Origin of the sequence: Niveibacterium microcysteis (genome assembly GCF_017161445.1) — a bacterium.
Lineage (GTDB): Bacteria > Pseudomonadota > Gammaproteobacteria > Burkholderiales > Rhodocyclaceae > Niveibacterium > Niveibacterium microcysteis.
In genome coordinates, this window is the sequence record NZ_CP071060.1 from 359,526 (window position 1) to 379,085 (window position 19,560).

Sequence of the window (19,560 nt, forward strand, 5' to 3'; positions counted from 1 at the left end):
ATTGTAGGGCGAGTTTCCAGTTGTGCCGCGGGTGCGCCCGGCGCTGCTGCCGCGCACAGGGCGTGAGCGCGCGCTATTCTCACTGCTTCATTGGCAAGGACATCTGCGCATGGATCAGGATCCTGGCGCGCGAACGCGCATCGACAAATGGCTCTGGGCCGCCCGCTTCTTCAAGACCCGCAGTCTCGCGACCGAGGCCGTCGAGGGTGGCAAGGTGCGGATCAATGGCCTGGGCGTGAAACCGGCGAAGGAAGTGCGCCCGGGTGACCGCGTGGCCTTCAGCAATGGCCCGGTCAGCCGCGAGGTCATCGTGCTCGGCATTGCGGACAATCGCGGCCCAGCCCCGGTGGCTCAGCTGCTCTACGAGGAGACGGCGGAGAGCATCGCCGCACGCGAGCAGTTGGCCGATGCCCGGCGCCTGAAGGTGGAGCCGGCCGCCGAACGCCATGGCCGACCGACCAAGCGCGAGCGGCGCGACTACGAGCGTTGGCGCTCGTGAGCCGGGCCGGTTGCACTCTGTAAGAATCGTGAATGCGCAGCGTCGCGTGCGCGCGCTAGAGTGGCAGGCATGGAACGAAAAACGCTGATCTGGGTGATCGATGACGACCCCGAACTGCGCGCGCTGCTCGCCGAATATCTCGACCGCGAGGGATTCGACACGCGCGTGTTTGCCGATGCTGCCGATCCGGTGCGCCGCCTGCCGCGCGAACGCCCCGATCTGCTGGTGCTCGATCTGATGATGCCGGGTGAGGATGGCCTGTCGGTCTGCCGCCGCATTCGCGCCACCGGTGACGATGTGCCGATCATCATGCTGACCGCGCGCAATGATCCGATCGACCGCGTCGTTGGCATCGAGATGGGCGCCGACGACTATCTTGGCAAGCCCTTCCTGCCGCGCGAGCTGTCCGCCCGTATCCGCGCGGTGCTCAAGCGCCGCACCGCGCCGCGCGCTGGCGCCCCGCTGCCGGAAGAAGAGGCCGTCAGCTTCGGCGATTGCCGGCTCGATCTCTCCAGCCGAAGCCTGTGGCGACGCGGCGAGCGGATCGAGATGACGACCGGTGAATTTGCCCTGCTTGCTGCGCTGGCGCGCCATCCGCATCAGCCGCTGACGCGCGAACGCCTGATCGAAATCGCGCGCGGACCGGAGTCCGAAACCTACGAGCGCAGCATGGATGTGCAGATCTCGCGCGTGCGCCGCTTGGTCGAACCCGATCCGGCACGCCCGCGCCACATCCAGACGGTGTGGGGTGTGGGCTATGTGTTCGTGCCGGATCCGCCCGACGCCGCTGCCCCATGAGCCGACTGCGCCGCTGGTCGCAGTCGCTCAACCTGCGCCTCGCGCTGATCCTGTTCCTCGTTCTGGGTGGCAGCTACGGCCTGATGGCCTGGCTGCTGCAGACCCATGTTGCCGACCTGCGTGCCACCCAGGCGGCGCAAACAATCGCCGCGCGTGTCAAGGCCGCCGAAGCGCAGCTCGCCCAGGCGGGCGGCACGGTGCGCGACGATGTCCGGATCGCCGAGGGCGATGAACCGCCGATGTTCGGCCGGGGCCGCGGCTGGATGCACGCGCAGCCGCCCGGTGCGGACGAAGGTCGGCCGCCGCCTTCCGGTGGAGGCCGTCGCCTCCCGCCTGACGGTGATCTGGGCGGCCCTGGCGGACCGCCGCCCAACGACGCCGACCCCGGCGCGCCACCGCATCTGCGCGGCCATGGCCTGCGTGTTGAACAGTTCGAAACCGCGCTGACCCAGGCGCTCGGGCGTAGTGCCGAGATTCGCCCCGGCGGCATGCGCGGCGAGGGGCCCGGCATCTGGATCCGCCTTGCCGGCGACGCGCCGAAGTGGCTGTGGGTGCCTGCTTCCGCACTGCCGTTTCCGCCGCCTATCCGCCGTTTCGATTCAGCGATCGTTGTGCCGGTACTCGGCTTCGTGATTGCGTTCGCGGCGGCGCTGTTCCTCGTCGTGCAGGTGAATCGCCCGCTGCGTCGCCTGGGCGATGCGCTGGGGGCGGTTGGCTCGGCCAGCGCGCCGCAGCCCTTGTCGCTGACCGGCGCGAGCGAGATCCGCGTGCTCGCGGGTCGCTTCAACGACATGCTCGCGCGCCTCGGCCGGCTTGAGAGCGACCGCACCACGATGCTGGCCGGCATTGCGCACGACCTGCGCACCCCGCTCACCCGCCTGCAACTGCAGATCGAACTTGCCGCTGGTCCGCAGGGCATCGACGACAAACGCAAGGCCGCGATGCTGCGCGAACTCGATCAGCTCGGCGAAATCATCGATCACTTCCGCCTCTTCGCCGGTGGCGCAGGTGGCGAGCCGCTCGAAACCCGCGAGCTCGCCTTGCTGCTCGAAGAGATGGCCGCGCCTTGGTGCGATCAGGGCCTGCAGCTCACCCTCGAGCCCGGCCTGCGCGCGCAGGTGCGTTCCGCCGCGTTGCGACGCATCGTCGCCAACTTGCTCGGTAACGCGTTCGCCTACGGCGCACCGCCCGTGCAACTGGCGCTGCGCCGCGACGGCACGCACGCGCTGATCGAGATCGCCGATCACGGCCCCGGCATCCCGCCCGATCGCCTCGACGAAGCACGCCGCCCGTTTGCCCGCCTCGACGCCGCCCGCGGCGGCAGCGGCCACAGTGGGCTCGGCCTCGCGATCGTCGACCGCCTGATCGGCGAAATGGGCGGGCGGCTCGAACTCGAGAATCGCCCGGAAGGCGGGCTGCTGGCGCGGGTGATGCTTCCGTTGCTGGGCTAACGCGGGTACTCAGGCGGCGAGCGCACTTTCCACGCCACCTACCTCGTTCTTGTAACGCACGAAGGTGGCGCTATCCGCCAGCTGCGGGTTGGTGCACTTGAAGACCATGCTGCCGTCTTCGCCCGGCGAGCCGGCGTAGCCGAAGATGTTGAGTGCGAGCACTTCGCGCTGGGTCACGCGCAGGAAGGGTTTGTCGCCCGCGTGGAAGTCGAGCTGTTTCGCGCCGGCGAAGCCCATGCGCTTATCGTTGCCGGCGGCGACCCAGGCGCTTTCGAGCCGATCGGTGTGGACCAGCGTGAACGGGCCGTGCGAGTGGATGCCGCCGAGGATGAAGGCGTCGTTGTAGAACAGGCGCCAGCGGTCCTGGGTGCTCGTATCGACGAAGATGCCGCCACCGTCGAAGACGGATTTGTTCTTCGCAAGCAGGTCCTGCAGGTGTTCGATCAGGCCGATGTTGAGCCCGCTGCGGGCGCCCTGCTCAAGCCCGTGCAGGTAGTACCTGAAGGCGGTTGCGGCTTGCGCGAAATCCGCTTTTGCGTCGAACTGGTAAGTGGTTTTGTGTGCGGCGAGGAAGTCCGACTTGAACGCCACGAAAGTCTCATAGGCCATGATCCAAGCTCCACGAGCAATACGGCGAGATGCCTGATTGCAGCCTAGGCCCGCAGCGCACGATCGCAAGCGGGCCCGGCGGTGTCGTTGACGCAGGGCCAAGGCGGCTCGCCGGCCGCGATCAGGGCATCAGTCCGGCAGCGGTGCGAACAGCGCCTGCAGCCCGGCTTCGTCGAATTTCGCGTCGCCCGCGTGGTCTTCGGAGAGGATGCCGGCGGCGAGTGCGGCCTTCTGTTCCTGCAGCGCGAGGATCTTCTCTTCGATGCTGCCCGCCACCACGAGTTTGTAGACGAACACGTTCTTCGTCTGGCCGATGCGGTGGGCGCGGTCGGTGGCCTGGTCTTCGGCCGCGGGGTTCCACCACGGGTCGAAGTGGATCACGGTGTCGGCGGCGGTGAGGTTGAGTCCGACGCCACCGGCTTTCAGGCTGATCAGGAAGACCGGCGCATCGCCGTTCTGGAACGCTTCCACCACCGCCTGGCGGTCGCGCGTGCTGCCGTCCAGCCTCAAATGGGCGATCTTCGCCTCGGCGAGTGCGTCAGCGATCAGATCCAGCATCGTGGTGAATTGCGAGAACAGCAGCACCCGGCGGCCCTCTTCGACGAGGCCGGGCAGCAGGTCCATCAGCAGGTCAAGCTTGGCGTGTTCCTTCACCTTGGCGGCGGCCGGCGTTTGTAGCAGGCGCGGGTCGCAGCAGACCTGGCGCAGCTTGAGCAGCGCATCGAGGATCACGATCTGGCTGCGGGCAAAGCCGCGCGTGGCCACCTCGTCGCGGATGCGTTTGTCCATCGTCGCGCGCACGGTCTCGTAGAGGTCGCGCTGTCGGCCTTCGAGTTCGACGCTGCGCACGATGATGGTCTTGGGTGGCAGTTCGGCGGCCACTTCCTGCTTGCGGCGCCGCAGGATGAAGGGCGCCAGGCGCCGCGCCAGCAGCTCGCGCCGCAGCAGGTTGCCGTGCTTTTCGATCGGCGTGCGCCAGGCCTGCGTGAAGGCTTTGGCGTCGCCGAGGAAACCGGGCATCAGGAAGTCGAATTGCGACCACAGCTCGCCGAGGTGGTTTTCCAGCGGCGTGCCGGTGAGGCAGAGGCGATGCCGCGCATCGACTTCGCGTACCACCTGGGCGGCGAGGCTGCGAACGTTCTTCACCGTCTGCGCTTCGTCGAGGATCAGGAAGTGCCAGCTGCGCGCGGTGAGCGCCTCGCGGTCGCGTGCGAGCAGCGGGTAAGTGGTCAGCACCACGTCGTGGGTGTCGATCGATTCGAAGTGTTCACGGCGATCGGCGCCGTGCAGCTTGAGCACGCGCAAATCGGGCGCGAAGCGCGCGGCTTCCTGCTGCCAGTTGAACACCAGCGAGGTCGGCAGCACCACCAGCGAGGGGCGGTCCATGCGGCCGGCGCGCTTTTCGGTCAGCAGGTGAGCGAGGGTCTGCGCGGTTTTGCCGAGCCCCATGTCGTCCGCCAGGATGCCGCCCAGCTCATGCGCACGCAGGTGCTGCATCCACGCGAGGCCTTCCCGCTGATAGGCGCGCAGCGTGCCGGCGAAGCCCTCGGGGGGTTCCACCGGTGCCACGTTCGCGGCATCGGCGAGGCGCGCAATCCAGGGCGCAAGGCGGTCTACGCCATCCAGCGTCCAGTCGCCGTTGGTGAAGGCCTGCCTGAGGCGCGGCGCATCCAGGGCGCTCAGTTTCAGCGTCGCGCCCGGCGTGTCGAACAGATCCACCAGGGTCGAGGCGAGGGGTTTGACGCGCGCCGCGGGCAGCTGAATGCGCGCGCCGTCCGGGCCGATCAGCTCGATCGCTTCGTCGTCGGCGATCGCTTCGATGGCGGCGCGGTCCAGCCAGCGGGCGTCGCGCTGGAACAGCGCATGCAGCAGCGGGGCGAGATCGAGGCGCTGGCCGGCGACCTCGATACCGAGCGAGAGCGCGAGCCAGCCATTGGCATCCTCTTCCAGCTCGGCATGCCAGTCATCGACTGTCAGCACATGGTGGCGGAAGTCGGGTGCGCATTCGATCTGCCAGCCGGCGGCACGCAGGGCTGGGGCTTCCGCCGTAAAGAATTCGCGCCATGCGGTCTCGCTGGCGAGGCCCAGGATGCCTTCGGGCAGGCGTTCGAAGGTGTTCAGCACGCGCGTTGGCACTGGCGCGAACCCGGCGCGGCGCAATGCGGCCAGCGCGTCGGTTTCGGCGGCGCTGTCGCGCACGATGCGGGCGGCACGGCCGTCGGGCAGCGTCGTCAGCGTTTCGCTGCTGCCAGCGGGCAGTTCCGCATCGCCATACCGGAATGCGGCTTGTGCAAAGTCGTAGGTGGCGTGCAGCGTGTCGCGGTAGTCACGATGCGCCTGCAACTGCCACACATGCAGGCTTTGCAGCCGCAAGACCGGGCGCGCCGGGGCTTCGAGCCGGGGCAGCGATGCGGGCGTGGGTGGCGGCAATTTCGGCGCCACTTCGGCCAGCACGCTGGCGACCAGGCTCAACTCGGCGCTGTTGAGCGGCGGTAGGGACAGTGCCTCGGCCACGACTTCGGCATCGGGCACGTCGAGCACACCGCAGCGGCCCTCGGCGTCGATGTAGCGGAAGGGTTGCGTGTGCAGCACCGCCAGCGCTGGCGGCGTGGTGTCGAGGTGTGCGCGCAGGCCGCCCTCGCGAGTGGGCTGCCAGCTCATGCGGCCACTGCGGCTGCGCCCCTTCTGCAACGGGATCTCCGTTTGTGGCACGGCGTCGTGTGCCTGCCCGAGGAAGGCGCGGCCGGTGTCGAGCAGGGCGTCGAGCAAGGCGCTGCCATAGCGTCCGCTGATCGGCACTTCGCCCCAGTCGCTCGTGCGTGCGTTGCTGCGTTCAATCGCACGAATCTGCCGCAACACCGCGAGGTCCTCGTCGTCGACGAAAGCGGGCGGCTTGAGGAGAGCCTGATCGATGTTGTACCAAGGCTCGCGCTGCGCGATCTCGCCGTCGGCGAGTCGCCTGACCTTGTCGATACGCAGGCTCGCGCCGGTGCCGTGCAGTCCGGGCGTCAGCGTGTAATGCAGCATCTGGCGGTTGGCTGCCGCCTTGGGCTTGGTGCCAAGGCGTTGCTTGCCGATCCGGGTGCGTAGTTGCTGCGCCCATTCGAGCACTTCGCTTCGCGGCTTTTCCACCAATGCGCCGGGGCGCTGCGCAGCCAGCAGCAGGGCTACGACGTGCTTGCAGCGCGTGCCGACCGGGCAGGAGCAGCGGCTGTGCAACTCCAGCGAGATCTCGCCGAGCAGTTCGCGCTGGCTGAGGCGCGCCGTCGTGCGGTACGGGCGCGGCGCGCTGCCGGTAACCAGCGCACTCAGCGCGTCGCCAGAGACGGTCAGCTCGCGCACGCGCCCGATGTACTGGCGGCCCTTCGCAATCGCGGCGCTGGTGAAGAGTTCCTGCAGCACGTCGTCGTTAACGCGGCTGAGCAGATCGGCAAGCGGCATTGTTGCGGCAAAAAATGGGGTGCAACAGCATACCCGCAAGCACCGGCCGGTGCTGCTCAGTCTGCGCGCAGACGACCGTCGATCATGGTCACTGCGCGGTCACAACGTTCCGCGAGGCGCGGGTCGTGGGTGACGATCAGGCAGGCTGATCCGCGCTCGCGATTCACCTCGCGCATCAGCGCGAAGATCTCGTCGGCGGTATGGGTGTCGAGGTTGCCGGTCGGCTCGTCGGCGAGGATCAGGCGCGGCCCCAGCAGCAGCGCGCGCGCTATTGCCACCCGTTGCTGTTGCCCGCCGGAGAGCTGGTTCGGCTTCTTGTGCGAATGCGCTTCGAGGCCGACGCGCCGCAGCAGTTCGCGCGCGGCAGCTTCGTGGGCGTCGGTGGCGCGGCCCTCGGCGATGATGCCCGGCATCATGGCGTTCTCCAGTGCGCTGAAGGCGGGCAGCAGGTGATGGAACTGGAACACGAAGCCGATGCTGCGGTTGCGCAGGCGGGTGAGGCCCGCATCGTCCTGCGTTGCGGAGTCGATGCCGTCGATTTCGATGCGGCCGGCGGTGGCGCGTTCGAGCAGGCCGACGATGTTGAGCAGCGTGCTCTTGCCGGAACCTGAGGGGCCGATCAGCGCGACGAACTCGCCCGCTGCAATGTCGAGGTCGATGCCGTGCAGGATTTCGGTCTCGACTTCGGTGCCGATGTTGTAGGACTTGCGGATGCCGGCGAGGCGGATCACGGGCTGTGCCATCGTCAGCTCCGGATCGCGTCGACCGGGTCGAGCGAGGCGGCGCGCCGCGCCGGGATCATCGCGGCGAGGGTGCCGACCACGGTGGCGATGAGGCAGGCGCCGATGACGATATCGGCCGGCAGCTCGGGCGAGAAGATCGGCGTGCCATCGCCGTTGCGGAACACCGACGCAAAGATCTGCAGCAGCCCCCAGCCGAGCGAGGCGCCGAGCGCAGAACCCACGCTGCCGACCAGCGCACCCTGGATCAGGAACACCGCCAGCAGTTGCCGGCGGCCGGCGCCCATCGCGCGCAGGATGCCGATCTCGCGCTGCTTCTGCACTACCGACACGACCAGCACGCTGGCGATACCGAGTGCGACGATCAGCGTGACGAAGCTGCGGATCAGGTTGAGCGAGGTGCTCTGGTTCTTCAGGCCGGCGAGCAGCTGCGCGTTGGTCGTCATCCAGCTTTCGACCTTGAGGCCGGTGGCGTCGGCAAGCGGGCGGGCGATTGCCTCGGCCTCGAAGATGTCCGTCACCCGAAGGTCGACCTGCGAGACACCGCCCGCCAGTTCGAGCAGCGATTGCCCCAGGCGCAGCGACACGAAGACCCAGCGGCGGTTCAGGTCGCGGTTGCCGATGTCGAACAGCCCGGTGATCGTCAGCACTTCTTCGCGGCCACCGGCGGTCTGCACCCGGATACGGTCGCCGAGCGATACGCCCAGATCCTTTGCCAGTTCGATGCCGATCACGGTGTTGGTGCCGGACGGCGCAAAGCGGCCGGCGGTGAGGTACTTGTCCATCAACACGATGCGGCGGTAAGCGTCCGGCTCGACCCCCATCAGCGCGACCGACTTGCTCGCCTCGCCGCGCAGCGCGAAGGCGGGGCCGGTGACGAGCGGCGACACGGCCACGACATCCGGCGTCGCGGCGGCGAGCTTGGCGACGGATTCCCACTGATCCACCGGCCGCAGGCGCTGTGCGCGAGGCTGGTCGGTGGCGAGCGTGCCCGGGCCATCGGGAAGTGCGCGGCGATTGACCTCGTCGGGCGGGCGGATCACCACATGCGGCTGGCTACCGAGCACGCGTTCGATGATCGAGCTTTGCAACTCGCCGATGAGGTGGGTGAGGAAGATCGTCACCGCGACGCCTGCGGTCACCCCACCGAGGATCAGCAGTGATTGGGTACGCCCCTCGCGCAGGAAGCGCAGCGCGACGAGCAGTTCAAACGGCAGGCGGACGCGCATCGGCGGTTCAGCGCGTCATGCCGGGCACGCCCTGCAGGCCGGCCTTGCGTGGTGCCTTGCCGCGCACGCGCTCGCCGGCTTGGGTCGGTTCCGATGCGGTGACGACGAGCTCGCCGGCGTCGATGCCCTTCGCAATCTCGGCGGCACCCATGCCGCGCACGCCCAGCGTGATGGCGACCCGCTCGGCGCGGCCATCGCGCACCCGCAGCACCCAGGGCGATTCGCTTTCGGCCGCATGGATTGCGTCGAGCGGCAGCACCACGGCGCTGTCCTTGCGTGCCACCACGATCTCGACCGAGACGGTCATGTCGGGGCGCAGGAAGGCCGGCGGCTGCGGCACCGAGAACTTCACTTCGACCGTGCCGCGCTGTGCATCGACGCCGGGGGCGACGTAGTCGATCACCACGTCGAAAGGCTGGCCCGGGTAGGCGTCGGCCACGGCTTTGCCGGCCACGCCGGGCTTGAGGTGCGCGAGGTGTTTTTCATCCATCTGCGTGACGATGCGCAGGGTGCCGCCGGCGGCAAAGCGCATCAGCACCCGGCCGGCCTGCGTGATGTCGCCCACGTTCACCTCGCGCGACAGCACGGTGCCATCGGCCGGTGCGCGCAGCTCATGGTTGGCCATGCGGGCGCGGGCGGCGCGCAGGTTGGCTTCGGCCTGAACCAGCCGGCTTGCAGCGGCGGCCATCTCGCTACCGGCGGGCAGGTTCGCCGCAGCCTGGCTGCGCGCGGCGGCCAGTGCGGCCTCGGCGTTCTGCAGGATGCGGCGGGCGTCGTCACGCCGGCTCGGCGATACGAAGCCCTGCGCAATCATCGCTTCAACCCGTTCATATTCACGCTGGGCGACACGCAGGTTTTCTTCCGCTTGCCGTTGCTGCTGGCTGCTTACCGGGCCGGCCACCTGTTCCACCTGCCGAAGCCGCGCACGCGCTTCGACCACCGCCGCGTCGGCGGCGGCCAGGCTGGCGCGGGCTTCATCAGCGCGCAGCGCGATCAGCAGCTCGCCTTGCTTGACGATGCTGCCCTCCTTAGCCGCCAGGGTTTCGACAATGCCGGCCACCGGCAGGCCCAACTGCACCTGGGCAGGCGTTTCGACCCGGCCGGTCGCGATCAGGGTTTGCGCGATGGCTTGCCGCGTCGCGCTGCGCAACTCGACTTCCTTGCCGCGGCTGAGCATCCAGCCGATCAGCAGGGCCAGCGCCAGGACGAAGGCGACGGGCAGGCGCCAGGGGCGCAGACGCGTGCGAAGTTGGTTCAGTGTGGGCATCTTGTTCTTGTCTGTTCGGGCGGCGTTTGCCCTGACCGCGATTATGCGCGGCAGTTCCCGCTGCCGCTTTGCGGTTGCAGCGCTGCAATGCGCTCAGGTCTTCGGGCGCATGAGGAAGAAGCGGTTGGTGCCGGCCGGTTTGCCTTTTGCGAACACGTCCCACTCGGCCTCTATCGTGTCAGGGCCTTGCAGCCGGATCTCTCCGCCGTGAATGTGGGTCGATTGCTGTGGATCCATGTTGCTGCCGCCGGTGAAGTCAAAGCGCAGGCGATTGCCATCGACTGCGACGAGCTTCATGCGTGGCTGGTTGCCCATCGCGCAGTAGTGCGTCATGACGAGTTGATCGCCATCGAGGTGGTAGATCGACGTCATCTCGTGTGGCGTGCCGGGGAACAGCACTTCCATCACTGCGGTACCGCCCGAGATGTTGCGGTATGTGACTTCCGCCGGCGGCCCGTCGGCCTTCTGGACATGACCGACCCAGCGGCCTTCAAGCGCCTTGAGTTGGGTGAAGGCGGCGCTGGCGTCAGGCGGCGCCGCGTAACTCATCGGGCTGGCGGCGAGGGATACAGCAAGGGCAAGGGCGGACGCAGGGCGTTTCATGGCTGTCTTCCTCCGGTCAGACCGCGCGATCGCGGCGCCTGCAGATTGCAACCGATTTTCCGGCGCCGCAAGCCGCCATGCGCCCGCTTGCAGCTGACCCCAATCAGCGCCGCCAGAGGGCGTGGAAGTGATGCACCGGCCCGTGGCCTTTGCCGACCTCCAGTTCGTCCGACGCGGCGATCGCGCGCAGCAGCCATTCGCGCGCGTGGCGGACCGCCGCTTCCACTGGCCGGAACTGGTCGGCCGCTTGCGGCAGCAGCGCGGCGATTGCCGACGACAAGGTGCATCCGGTGCCGTGGGTGTTCTTGGTTTCGATGCGCTGGCCCGGCATCTCGACCATGCGGTCGCCGTCGAACAGCAGATCCATCAACTCGCCGCCAGGCAGGTGGCCACCCTTGAGCAGCACCCAGCGCTCGCTGGAAAGCGGCAGCAGCTCACGCAGGCGTTCGGCGGCGCGGTACATCTCCTTGACCGATTCCGGCGCGCGCTGATCCAGCAGCACGCCGGCTTCGGGCAGGTTGGGGGTGATCATGAAGCTCTGCGGCAGCAGGGCTTCCTTGAGCATGGCCACTGCGGACTTCGCCAGTAGATGATCGCCGCTCTTGGCAACCATCACCGGGTCGCAGACCACGAACTTCGCTGCGTGATGCGCCAGCCGGTCGGCTACCGTCGCGACGATGTCTGCGGTGCCGAGCATGCCGAGTTTGACCGAGTCGATGCGTACGTCGGCGAACAGGGTGTCGATCTGCAGGCGGAGGAAATCGGTGGGCGGCGTGTGCACCCCGGTGACTGCCTGGGTGTTCTGCGCCGTCAGTGCGGCCACGACACCGCAGCCGTAGGCGCCGAGCGCGGAAAAGGCCTTCAGGTCGGCATAGATGCCGGCGCCGCCGGAGGGGTCGATGCCGGCGATGGTCAGCGCGTTGGGGATACGGGAAGACAAGACGAGGCTCCTGGCGTGTTGCGAGCCGCCCTGGCTGCGGCTCGGTCCAAGGTTATCGCATCTGGCAAGCGCGGTTGACCTGTAGGGATGCCATTCGCTGCCGTAATCTGGTATTCAGTGCAGTGCTCCAAAGTCCGAACCGGCCAATTCCGTAAGCGAAAGCCCCTGATGAAAAAGATTCGCCCCCTCATGTTCGCGTTCGTGGGTATCACGATCGCACTTGTCGTGGTGCTGGCCGCCGTTGTCGTGCTGCAGCTCAGTGCCCTGCGCGCGCAAAGTGAATACGAGCACAGCGTTACCGACGTGATGGTCGACCAGTTGGCGGTGACCAAGCTGCAGATCGTGCAGGTGCAGCAGTTCCTCACCGACGCATCGGCCACCGGTGAGCAGGATGGCGTGGCGGATGCCGAAAAAGCCTACAGCGCCGCACGCGCATCGCTCGCCAAGCTGACTGCGCTGGCCCCCGCCTTCGGCGCCGACATCGATGCGCTGTCGCGCGAGGTCGATACGCTGCGTGAGGTGGGTTTGGGCATGGTCGAGGCCTACAAAGGCGGTCGCGAGGCTGGCAATCAGGTCATGAAGGGTGCCGACGGCTTCGACAAGCGGGCCGAGGTGGCGCAGGCGGCGATCGACAGGCTGAGTGCCCGCATCAATGCTTTGCAGGATGAAACCCGTGTGCGGGTGCAGAACTCGATCGATCGCACCCTGTGGGGGGCGGTAGGGCTGGCCCTGCTGATTTGCGCGGTGGTCAGCGGTGTGGCGTGGAAGCTGGTGGGCCTGATCTACCGCTTGATCGGGGCGGAGCCGGTGCATGGTGCGAAGCTCGCGGGCTATCTCGCTCAGGGTGATCTGACGCATACGATTGAAGTACGCCCCGGCGACACCGAGAGCCTGATGGCCCAGCTTGCGGTGATGCGGGCGCGCTGGACCGATGTGGCGAGCAGCTTGCGCGGCCAGGCCGTGCAGATGAGCACAGGCGCCGGCGAGCTGCAGCACAAGGCGCATGCGCTTGCGTCCAACGGTGCGCGGCAGAGTGAGGCGGCGGCCGCGATTGCGGCGAACGTGGAACAGCTCTCGACCAGCGCCGAGCAAATTGCGGCCGATGCGGGCGACGCCAACACGCATGTGCGCAGCATGGGGCAGTCGGCGGTGGAGTCGAGCCAGATCATCTCCTTCGTGCGGCAGGAGGTCGAGGAGGTGGCGCGCACCGTGCAGGAGGCCGCCAGCCAGGTTACTCGGCTGGATGCGCGGGCGCAGGACATCGCCGGTATCGTCACGACGATCCGTGCGATTGCTGACCAGACCAACCTGCTGGCGCTGAATGCGGCGATCGAGGCCGCGCGTGCCGGCGAATCGGGCCGTGGCTTCGCCGTGGTGGCCGACGAGGTGCGCAAGCTGGCCGAGCGCACCAGCGGGGCGACGGTGTCGATCGCGCAGATGATCGCCGACGTCCATGCGGTCACGGGCGAAGTCGTCAGCACCATCTCGAGGGGTGTCGAGCGCGTTGAAACCAGCGCGGCGATGGCCGAGGATGCGCGCCTGGCGATGGATGCGCTCAAGCAGGAATCCCTTGGGGCGTGCGATCAGGTCAGCCGCATTCATACCGCGCTGTCGGAACAGCGGGCCAACACCCACGACATCGCCACCAAGGTCGAACAGATCGCGCAGATGGCGGCCGAAAACGCCGACGCGTCGGAAAGCGTCTCCGTCACCAGCGATCGGATCGACCATATCGCGCGAGCCCTGGCGCAGGACGTCGGCTACTTCAAGCTCGGCGCAACGGCCGCGACCGAGGTCGAGCTGTTCTAGAACCTCGCCGGCGACGCCAGGCCAAGCCCTGGACGTCGCCGGCGCACGACGTCTCGCACGCTGTCGAGGCAGGCGTTACAATCGCGGTCTTTCGTTTCACCATCCGGCCGAACAGCAGCCGGATGCTGGTTTGATGACCCGTCCCGCTTCACGCCTGCCTTTTGTCGATCTCATCAAGGCAGTTGCATCCCAACTGATCGTTCTGCACCACCTCGCGTTCTACGGGCCCATGTCCGACGTGGCGGCTGTGCTGGCGCCCGCACTCTTCGAATGGCTGGCCCGCGACGCACGTCTGGCGGTGCAGGCTTTCCTCGTGGTGGGTGGCTTTCTTGCCGCGCGCAGCCTCGCGCCGCAGGGGCGCCTCACCGTGGACACTTCGCTGCCGGCCCTCGCGTGGCAGCGCTATGTGCGGCTCGCCTTGCCGATGCTGGTCGTGCTGTCGATCGCGATGCTCACGGCGGCGTTTGCGCGTACGCAGTTTGACCACGACCTGCTGCCCGCCGCACCGACGCCGGCACAAGTGCTGGCGCATGTGTTCCTGCTGCAGGACTTGGTCGGGCACGCCGCCTTGTCGGCCGGGGTCTGGTACGTTGCGATCGATTTCCAGCTCTTCCTGCTGTTCGCCGCGTTGATGCAGGTGTCACGCTGGCGGGTGGTGCGCCGCCATTTGCCGCCGCCGCTGTTGGTTGCCTTGCTCGCCGTGCTGTCGATGTTCGGCTTCAACCGCGATCCGGCCTGGGATGTGGCGGCGCCTTACTTCTTCGGCTCTTACGCACTCGGCGCTTTCGCCTGGTGGGGGGCTCAACGCGGGCGCGCGAGCTGGCTGGTGCTGATGCTGGCAATGGCGACGCTGGCGTTGCTGGTCGACTTCCGCGATCGCCTTGCGCTGGCCGCCGTACTGGCGGTGGCGCTGTCGCTCACGCAGCGGCATGCATCGCTCGCAGGCTGGACTTCGCATCGGGTGCTCGCCTACCTGTCGCGGATCTCGTACTCCGTCTTCCTGATCCATTTCCCGGTTTGCATGGCGGTTACGGCGATCGTGTGGCCCAACCTGCCGGCCGATCCGGTCGTGCAGGGTGCGGGCGTGCTGCTCGCCTGGCTCGGCAGCGTGGCAGCCGGTGCCGCCTTTCATCACGGCTTTGAATCGCGCCTTGGCACCCTGGCCTGGCCGCGTCTGCGGCCCGCCTGAGGGACTTAGCATTTGCTTGCAATTTGCCGGGCGCGACGGGCGCGCGGTGGCCGCTCGATCCGCGATACTCGGGCGATGTTGTCTTGCAAGGTGAGCCTGCTGGCGCTCGCGACGCTTGGTGTTGCGACCTCCGCCAGCGGCACGGAATACGTACGCGAACAAACGCTCACGGTGCGTCCGGACGATCCGCAGCTCAAGCTGCGTGCGCAGTCCGACGCGGCTACGCGCGGCACCGATACGCTCGGCATGAGCGTGGATTTCGGCAAGAGCGCGGCCGGCAGTACCTCCCTCGCCACTGAAGCCCTCAGCACCGGCGGTGGAGGGCCGAGGCTCGACTCGCTGCGGCTCGATCACGACGTGGACTTCGGCAAGTTCAGGCTCGGCCCTGTTCCGCTGCGGCTCGACATGGGCATGCGGCTCGACCGTCAGTTCGACGACGACGCCCGCTGGGGCATGGGGCTGCGACCGCGCGTGCACTCGCGCATTGGTCGCCTGACGATGGACGCCGACATCTCGGTCGAGCGAGAGCCAATGGCCGATCTGCGCAAGACCGAGATGAACTACGCCTGGCGCGCCGACTATGAATACCGCCCGGCACTGTCGTTCGGCATTGCGGCGTCCGGCTCGCGTCGTGTCGACGAGAGCCTGCTCAACACGCCGGAACCAACGCTCACACCGCGCGTGAGTGGCCGCTATCTGCTCGACGATGGTGTGCTGCTGCGCTACGGCGTCGGCATGGCCGTCGACACTGCGCGCAACAGCACAAGCCCGGATCTGAAAGTCGGGCTTGAGCTGAAGTTCTAGGTAGGGCTTGCTGCAAACGCAGGTGGCGGCCCATGCTTGCGCCGCCAGTGTCGGAAGCGCCTAGCGGAACAGGTTCAGCGCCGCGTACTGCAGCAGCATGATGGTCTTGGCGTCGCAGATGCGGCCATCGGCCACCATGGCCATCGCATCGTCGAAGTCCAGTTCAAACACTTCGATGTCTTCGCCTTCGTGTTCCAGCCCGCCGCCGTCGCTGACCTTGTCGCCGGGGTCGTATTCGGCGATGAACAGGTGCAGGCGCTCGGTCACCGCGCCGGGGCTCATGAAGGCCTCGCAGACTTTGCGCACATTGCCGACGCGGTAGCCGGCTTCTTCCTCGGCCTCGGCGCGGATGCGGGTTTCGGGGTCGGCCTCGTCGAGCAGACCGGCGGGCACCTCGATCATCAGCTCGTCGTAGTGATTGACGAAGGCCGGGTAGCGGAACTGGCGCGTCATGATCACGCTTCGTCGCGTCAGGCTGTAGAGCAGAATCGCCGCGCCATTACCGCGATCGTAGGTTTCACGGTGCTGTGCCTGCCAACGCCCGTCGCCGCGGCGGAACTCGAAATGCGTGGTCTTCAGGATGTACCAGTTGTCGGAGAGCAGGCGCTCCTCGATCACTCGGACTCGGTCACGGACGCTCATTGGCCAGTCTCCAGCGTTGGGGCCCCACAGGCTATGCGGAGGGCAGTGATCGGGCAAGGCTGTAGGCAGAACGTGTTGCCAACTTGCAAGTCGGACGAAGCCTCAGGCGGGCGCTGGTGTGGCGGCGCAGTGGGCTGCCAGGGCGTCAGCGACGATGTGCTCCAGCTCTGCCTTGCCGGTCTCGTGCTTCCAGATGAACGAATGGATCGGAATGTCGCTAAACGCTGCAGTGCCGCCATAGCCGCCGCTCGCAGTACGAACGACGATCTGGACCTTGTCGTAGCGCGGTGTAGCGCGGATCTTGCGCGCGAGTTCGGTGCCGGACGAAACGCCTTCCATCACGATGTCCAGCAGGATCAATGCAAGGTCCGGCAGCGTTGGCAGTATCGCCAGCGTCTCGCTGGCGCTGTAGCAGCCGACGAACTTGAGTGGATGGCCCTGAAATCGGAAGTGCTGCAGCGCCATGCGGGTCACGATATGCACATCTGGGTCGTCGTCGACGACCAAGACGACCCAGCCGGCCTCGTCAGCCTCGGCGGCAGGGGGTTCCGCATCTTCGCTGTCGTCGAGGAAAAGCAGGTCGTCCACTGCTGTCGCCGTGCGTCAGCCCAGGGGCAATGTTTCAGTCTAGGCCCATCTGCCTTCCGGACCCAAGCAGCGGCGACGAGCGGATATCAGGACAGCGCAGGGGCGTCAGCGCGGCGCTTGTAGAAGGTGAGCTTCGCGCTGGCCGGCACCTGAGAGGGAGGCGGGCTTTGCAGTATGTGCTTCTTGGCCTTGCCGATGACGTGCATCTCGCAGGGGCGGCAGTCGAACTTCAGCGTGAAGCGTTCGTTGCCATTCACCAGCGTCATCGGCTCGGCGCGTACCTGACCCTGCACGCCTTGCACGCCCTTGGCCTGCTTGGGGCACAGGTTGAACGAGAAGCGCAGGCAGTGCTTGGTGATCATCAGCGGCACCTCGCCGCCTTCCTCGTGCGCCTCGTAGGCCGCGGCGATCAGCTTGACGCCGTGGCGGGTGTAGAAGTCGCGCGCGGCCTGGTTGTAGACGTTGGCGAGGAAGGACAGCGTCTCGTCGGGATACGGCACCGGCGGCTCGACCTCCGGCCGGCGCAGCGGGCGCTGCCAGCCGGCCAGGCGCGCCGCCATCAGTCGCTCAGCGGCGTCGCGGCGCAGCGCGTTGGCGACCGAGGCCGGCACAAACAGCGGCGCCGACCACGCCAGCGTGAGTTCCTGCAGCGCGAATTCGGTGGCGCCAAATTTGGAGAGGTGCTCGCGCAGCGTCGACTCGGCGCGGGCTACGTTCTGCGCCGGCTGCTTGTCGAAAGCGGCTTCGGCGGTGGCGCTGAAACCGTCCTCATCCGTCAGCGTCAGTGCGAGGCCGGTGGCGGTTTCAGCGCACTGCGCCCACACGGCGATGCGGCGTTCGGCCGATTTCTTGAGCAGCGCCAGTTCCCAGGCGTGGTCGCGGTTGCGGCTCACCGCCACGCCGGGCTTGAGGCCCGGCAACTGCGCCACCGGCTCGTTCGGGAACACGCGCCACAGTGTGCCTTCCTCGCCGGCGCCCAGCTTCTCGACAACGTTGGCCTGCAGGCCGACGACCTCGCGCTTGTGCATGTAGTTGAGCCCGTCGCCGTTGGCGAGCGGCTCGAGCGCGTCGATCTCGAAGCTGTCCTTGCCGACGCGGGTGATGGTGCCGAGCGAGAGCCCGACGAAGGTTGGTGTGTCGAAGGCGCCGATGTCGGCCTTGCGCCCGGTGGCGAAGTAGTCGGTCGCGCCGCGGTGGAAGGTCTTGTCCGGGTTCGGCGTGAAGAGGAGTTCGGTGCGGCCGCTGGAACTGCGTGCAAGCTCGGGCTGCGCCTCGATCAGCTCATCGAGCAGGCGGCGGTAGTGGCCGGTGATGTTCTTGACGTAGCTCGCATCCTTGTAGCGCCCCTCGATCTTGAAGCTGCGCACGCCGGCAGCGATCAGGTGCGCGAGGTTGGCGCTCTGATTGTTGTCCTTCATCGACAGAAGGTGCTTCTCGAAGGCCACCACGCGGCCTTGCTGGTCCTGCAGCGTGTAGGGCAGGCGGCAGGCCTGCGAGCAGTCGCCGCGGTTGGCGCTGCGCCCGGTGTGGGCGTGGCTGATGTTGCACTGGCCGGAGAAGGCCACGCACAGCGCACCGTGGATGAAGTGCTCGATCACCGTGTCGGCCGGCACCGCTGCCCGCACCGCGGCGATCTGCTCGATCGTCAGCTCGCGCGCCAGCACGATCTGCGAGAAACCCGACTCGGCGAGGAACTTGGCCTTCTCGACGGTGCGGATGTCGCACTGCGTCGAGGCGTGCAGCTCGATCGGTGGAATGTCGAGTTCCAGGAGGCCCATGTCCTGCACGATCAGCGCATCGACGCCGGCGTCGTAGAGCTCATGCACCAGCTTGCGAGCAGGCTCCAGCTCCGCGTCGTGCAGGATGGTGTTGAGCGTGACGAAGATGCGCGCCCGGTAGCGGTGCGCGAAGGCCACCAGCCCGGCGATCTCGCCGACGGTGTTGCTGGCGTTGTGGCGCGCGCCGAACGAGGGGCCGCCGATGTACACCGCGTCCGCGCCGTGCAGGATCGCCTCGCGGCCGATCTCGGCGGTTTTCGCGGGGGATAGCAGTTCAAGCGGGTGGGTGGGCAGGCTCATCGGGGCGTCTCGTCGGGGTCTGGCGGATGTGATTGCGGCAGGCGCGCGAAGCTCTCCGGGCCCGCTGCGCGAGGGCGCGGATTGTAGCCCGATCCGACCTGTCGGATCGATAAAAATCGTTTTGCATCCGGCACTTGGCGGCGCCGGACGCCCGCGGGTTCAGCCGACCGAAATGACCCCGTGGCCATCGGCGTCCTGCGCTGGGTCGGCTTTCGCCCGGTGGGGTTCGACACCCGGTGCGCGCGGTTTCTCGCCGTAGCGCAGGCCTTCCGGGTGGCTTTCGGTGGCGTAGGCGGCGTCGAAGCCGACATCGCCGAACAGCGTCGGTCGCTCGCTACTGAAGCGGGCATCACCGATCGGGTCTTCGTCGTGCGTTGCCTTGGTGGATCGCGTGTCCATGCCGGTTTCCCCCTGTTTGTCGCGCCGCCGGTGGGCGGCGCCGCGCGTAGCGGGGGCAGGGTCCCTGCCCGCCGCCTGTGTTGGACGCCTCGTGTGAGGCTTCGTTCCGGCGCATGCCGTGCACACCGGTGCGCCATGCTTCTTGATAGGCGCGCGCAGCCTGGAGCGCAACGCTGCGGTGCCGCACTCAGCCCTGCGGGCTGATGCGCGCCAGCAGTGCCTGGCTTGCACGCTGCACGGCCGGCCCGCAGCTGACGACGATCAGGAAGGCCGCCGGCCAGGCTGCGACAAATGCGGCGCGCCAGTGCGCGAAGAAGCCGGGCTGCAGGCCCAGGTTGAGCCAGGTAACCCAGCCGGTCATCAGCGCGGACATCAACAGCGACATCAGCAAAGCGAACAGGATGCGCTGGCGTTGTGGGGTGCTCATGTTCGGACTCCTCATTTGGAAAGACGTGATTGGAGTCTAGGGTTCAT

At 67.5% G+C, this 19,560-nt stretch carries 18 protein-coding genes; 6 read left to right on the forward strand and 12 right to left on the reverse strand.

The window, feature by feature from the left end; all coding sequences use genetic code 11:
• Window positions 1–109 precede the first annotated feature (109 nt).
• The 3 genes from JY500_RS01665 to JY500_RS01675 all read left to right on the forward strand — a co-directional run bounded on the left by JY500_RS01665 (window position 110) and on the right by JY500_RS01675 (window position 2,748).
• Window positions 110–499, forward strand: coding sequence for an RNA-binding S4 domain-containing protein (locus JY500_RS01665; RefSeq protein WP_206254846.1), 390 nt, complete (start codon window positions 110–112; stop codon window positions 497–499).
• 69 nt (window positions 500–568) lie between these two features.
• Window positions 569–1,297 carry an osmolarity response regulator transcription factor OmpR gene (ompR, locus tag JY500_RS01670; protein WP_172201498.1) on the forward strand — a complete coding sequence of 243 codons (729 nt, stop codon included), beginning with the start codon at window positions 569–571 and terminating at the stop codon, window positions 1,295–1,297.
• The gene (locus JY500_RS01675; protein ID WP_206254847.1) at window positions 1,294–2,748 is read left to right on the forward strand and encodes an ATP-binding protein; all 1,455 of its coding nucleotides are present in this window, start codon (window positions 1,294–1,296) and stop codon (window positions 2,746–2,748) included. The genes ompR and JY500_RS01675 overlap by 4 nt, the downstream gene beginning before the upstream one ends.
• Window positions 2,749–2,757: 9 nt before the next feature.
• On the opposite strand, the gene JY500_RS01680 is transcribed toward JY500_RS01675, so the two are convergent.
• The 7 genes from JY500_RS01680 to thiD all read right to left on the reverse strand — a co-directional run bounded on the left by JY500_RS01680 (window position 2,758) and on the right by thiD (window position 11,577).
• Window positions 2,758–3,357, reverse strand: a complete 600-nt coding sequence (locus JY500_RS01680; protein ID WP_206254848.1) for a hypothetical protein — start codon at window positions 3,355–3,357, stop codon at window positions 2,758–2,760.
• 129 nt (window positions 3,358–3,486) lie between these two features.
• Entirely contained in the window at window positions 3,487–6,798 is a 3,312-nt protein-coding gene (locus JY500_RS01685; RefSeq protein WP_206254849.1) for a DEAD/DEAH box helicase, read from the reverse strand.
• A gap of 56 nt (window positions 6,799–6,854) precedes the next feature.
• Window positions 6,855–7,541, reverse strand: a complete 687-nt coding sequence (locus JY500_RS01690; RefSeq protein ID WP_172201480.1) for an ABC transporter ATP-binding protein — start codon at window positions 7,539–7,541, stop codon at window positions 6,855–6,857.
• 2 nt (window positions 7,542–7,543) lie between these two features.
• Entirely contained in the window at window positions 7,544–8,767 is a 1,224-nt protein-coding gene (locus tag JY500_RS01695; protein WP_206254850.1) for an ABC transporter permease, read from the reverse strand.
• 7 nt (window positions 8,768–8,774) lie between these two features.
• Complete coding sequence (locus JY500_RS01700) at window positions 8,775–10,034, reverse strand: efflux RND transporter periplasmic adaptor subunit (protein ID WP_206254851.1); 1,260 nt, start codon at window positions 10,032–10,034, stop codon at window positions 8,775–8,777.
• A 93-nt stretch (window positions 10,035–10,127) separates the two neighbouring features.
• Window positions 10,128–10,637, reverse strand: a complete 510-nt coding sequence (locus JY500_RS01705; protein WP_172201474.1) for a hypothetical protein — start codon at window positions 10,635–10,637, stop codon at window positions 10,128–10,130.
• A 103-nt stretch (window positions 10,638–10,740) separates the two neighbouring features.
• Window positions 10,741–11,577, reverse strand: coding sequence for a bifunctional hydroxymethylpyrimidine kinase/phosphomethylpyrimidine kinase (thiD, locus tag JY500_RS01710; protein WP_206254852.1), 837 nt, complete (start codon window positions 11,575–11,577; stop codon window positions 10,741–10,743).
• Window positions 11,578–11,745: 168 nt separating this feature from the next.
• On the opposite strand from thiD, the gene JY500_RS01715 reads away from it, so the two are divergent.
• The 3 genes from JY500_RS01715 (at window position 11,746) to JY500_RS01725 (ending at window position 15,379) form a co-directional block, all read left to right on the forward strand.
• On the forward strand, window positions 11,746–13,386 hold the full coding sequence (locus tag JY500_RS01715) for a methyl-accepting chemotaxis protein (RefSeq protein WP_206254853.1): 1,641 nt from the start codon (window positions 11,746–11,748) through the stop codon (window positions 13,384–13,386).
• A 133-nt stretch (window positions 13,387–13,519) separates the two neighbouring features.
• Entirely contained in the window at window positions 13,520–14,575 is a 1,056-nt protein-coding gene (locus JY500_RS01720) for an acyltransferase family protein (RefSeq protein ID WP_206254854.1), read from the forward strand.
• A 75-nt stretch (window positions 14,576–14,650) separates the two neighbouring features.
• Window positions 14,651–15,379, forward strand: a complete 729-nt coding sequence (locus JY500_RS01725; RefSeq protein ID WP_206254855.1) for a hypothetical protein — start codon at window positions 14,651–14,653, stop codon at window positions 15,377–15,379.
• Window positions 15,380–15,439: 60 nt separating this feature from the next.
• On the opposite strand, the gene JY500_RS01730 is transcribed toward JY500_RS01725, so the two are convergent.
• The 5 genes from JY500_RS01730 to JY500_RS01750 all read right to left on the reverse strand — a co-directional run bounded on the left by JY500_RS01730 (window position 15,440) and on the right by JY500_RS01750 (window position 19,513).
• On the reverse strand, window positions 15,440–16,021 hold the full coding sequence (locus JY500_RS01730; RefSeq protein ID WP_206254856.1) for an NUDIX hydrolase: 582 nt from the start codon (window positions 16,019–16,021) through the stop codon (window positions 15,440–15,442).
• 102 nt (window positions 16,022–16,123) lie between these two features.
• Window positions 16,124–16,609, reverse strand: coding sequence for a response regulator (locus JY500_RS01735; protein ID WP_206254857.1), 486 nt, complete (start codon window positions 16,607–16,609; stop codon window positions 16,124–16,126).
• Between the two features lie 86 nt (window positions 16,610–16,695).
• Window positions 16,696–18,687 carry a peptidase U32 family protein gene (locus JY500_RS01740; protein WP_206254858.1) on the reverse strand — a complete coding sequence of 664 codons (1,992 nt, stop codon included), beginning with the start codon at window positions 18,685–18,687 and terminating at the stop codon, window positions 16,696–16,698.
• Window positions 18,688–18,846: 159 nt separating this feature from the next.
• The gene (locus JY500_RS01745; RefSeq protein ID WP_206254859.1) at window positions 18,847–19,086 is read right to left on the reverse strand and encodes a hypothetical protein; all 240 of its coding nucleotides are present in this window, start codon (window positions 19,084–19,086) and stop codon (window positions 18,847–18,849) included.
• 187 nt (window positions 19,087–19,273) lie between these two features.
• The gene (locus JY500_RS01750; protein WP_206254860.1) at window positions 19,274–19,513 is read right to left on the reverse strand and encodes a DUF2798 domain-containing protein; all 240 of its coding nucleotides are present in this window, start codon (window positions 19,511–19,513) and stop codon (window positions 19,274–19,276) included.
• Window positions 19,514–19,560: the final 47 nt, after the last annotated feature.

Bases quoted from the DNA above. Each gene is read 5' to 3' on its own strand.
- JY500_RS01665 (WP_206254846.1), top strand. From the start codon at position 110: ATGGATCAGGATCCTGGCGCGCGAACGCGCATCGACAAATGGCTCTGG.
- ompR (WP_172201498.1), top strand. From the start codon at position 569: ATGGAACGAAAAACGCTGATCTGGGTGATCGATGACGACCCCGAACTG.
- JY500_RS01675 (WP_206254847.1), top strand. From the start codon at position 1,294: ATGAGCCGACTGCGCCGCTGGTCGCAGTCGCTCAACCTGCGCCTCGCG.
- JY500_RS01680 (WP_206254848.1), bottom strand. From the start codon at position 3,357: ATGGCCTATGAGACTTTCGTGGCGTTCAAGTCGGACTTCCTCGCCGCA.
- JY500_RS01685 (WP_206254849.1), bottom strand. From the start codon at position 6,798: ATGCCGCTTGCCGATCTGCTCAGCCGCGTTAACGACGACGTGCTGCAG.
- JY500_RS01690 (WP_172201480.1), bottom strand. From the start codon at position 7,541: ATGGCACAGCCCGTGATCCGCCTCGCCGGCATCCGCAAGTCCTACAAC.
- JY500_RS01695 (WP_206254850.1), bottom strand. From the start codon at position 8,767: ATGCGCGTCCGCCTGCCGTTTGAACTGCTCGTCGCGCTGCGCTTCCTG.
- JY500_RS01700 (WP_206254851.1), bottom strand. From the start codon at position 10,034: ATGCCCACACTGAACCAACTTCGCACGCGTCTGCGCCCCTGGCGCCTG.
- JY500_RS01705 (WP_172201474.1), bottom strand. From the start codon at position 10,637: ATGAAACGCCCTGCGTCCGCCCTTGCCCTTGCTGTATCCCTCGCCGCC.
- JY500_RS01715 (WP_206254853.1), top strand. From the start codon at position 11,746: ATGAAAAAGATTCGCCCCCTCATGTTCGCGTTCGTGGGTATCACGATC.
- JY500_RS01720 (WP_206254854.1), top strand. From the start codon at position 13,520: ATGACCCGTCCCGCTTCACGCCTGCCTTTTGTCGATCTCATCAAGGCA.
- JY500_RS01725 (WP_206254855.1), top strand. From the start codon at position 14,651: ATGTTGTCTTGCAAGGTGAGCCTGCTGGCGCTCGCGACGCTTGGTGTT.
- JY500_RS01730 (WP_206254856.1), bottom strand. From the start codon at position 16,021: ATGAGCGTCCGTGACCGAGTCCGAGTGATCGAGGAGCGCCTGCTCTCC.
- JY500_RS01740 (WP_206254858.1), bottom strand. From the start codon at position 18,687: ATGAGCCTGCCCACCCACCCGCTTGAACTGCTATCCCCCGCGAAAACC.
- JY500_RS01745 (WP_206254859.1), bottom strand. From the start codon at position 19,086: ATGGACACGCGATCCACCAAGGCAACGCACGACGAAGACCCGATCGGT.
- JY500_RS01750 (WP_206254860.1), bottom strand. From the start codon at position 19,513: ATGAGCACCCCACAACGCCAGCGCATCCTGTTCGCTTTGCTGATGTCG.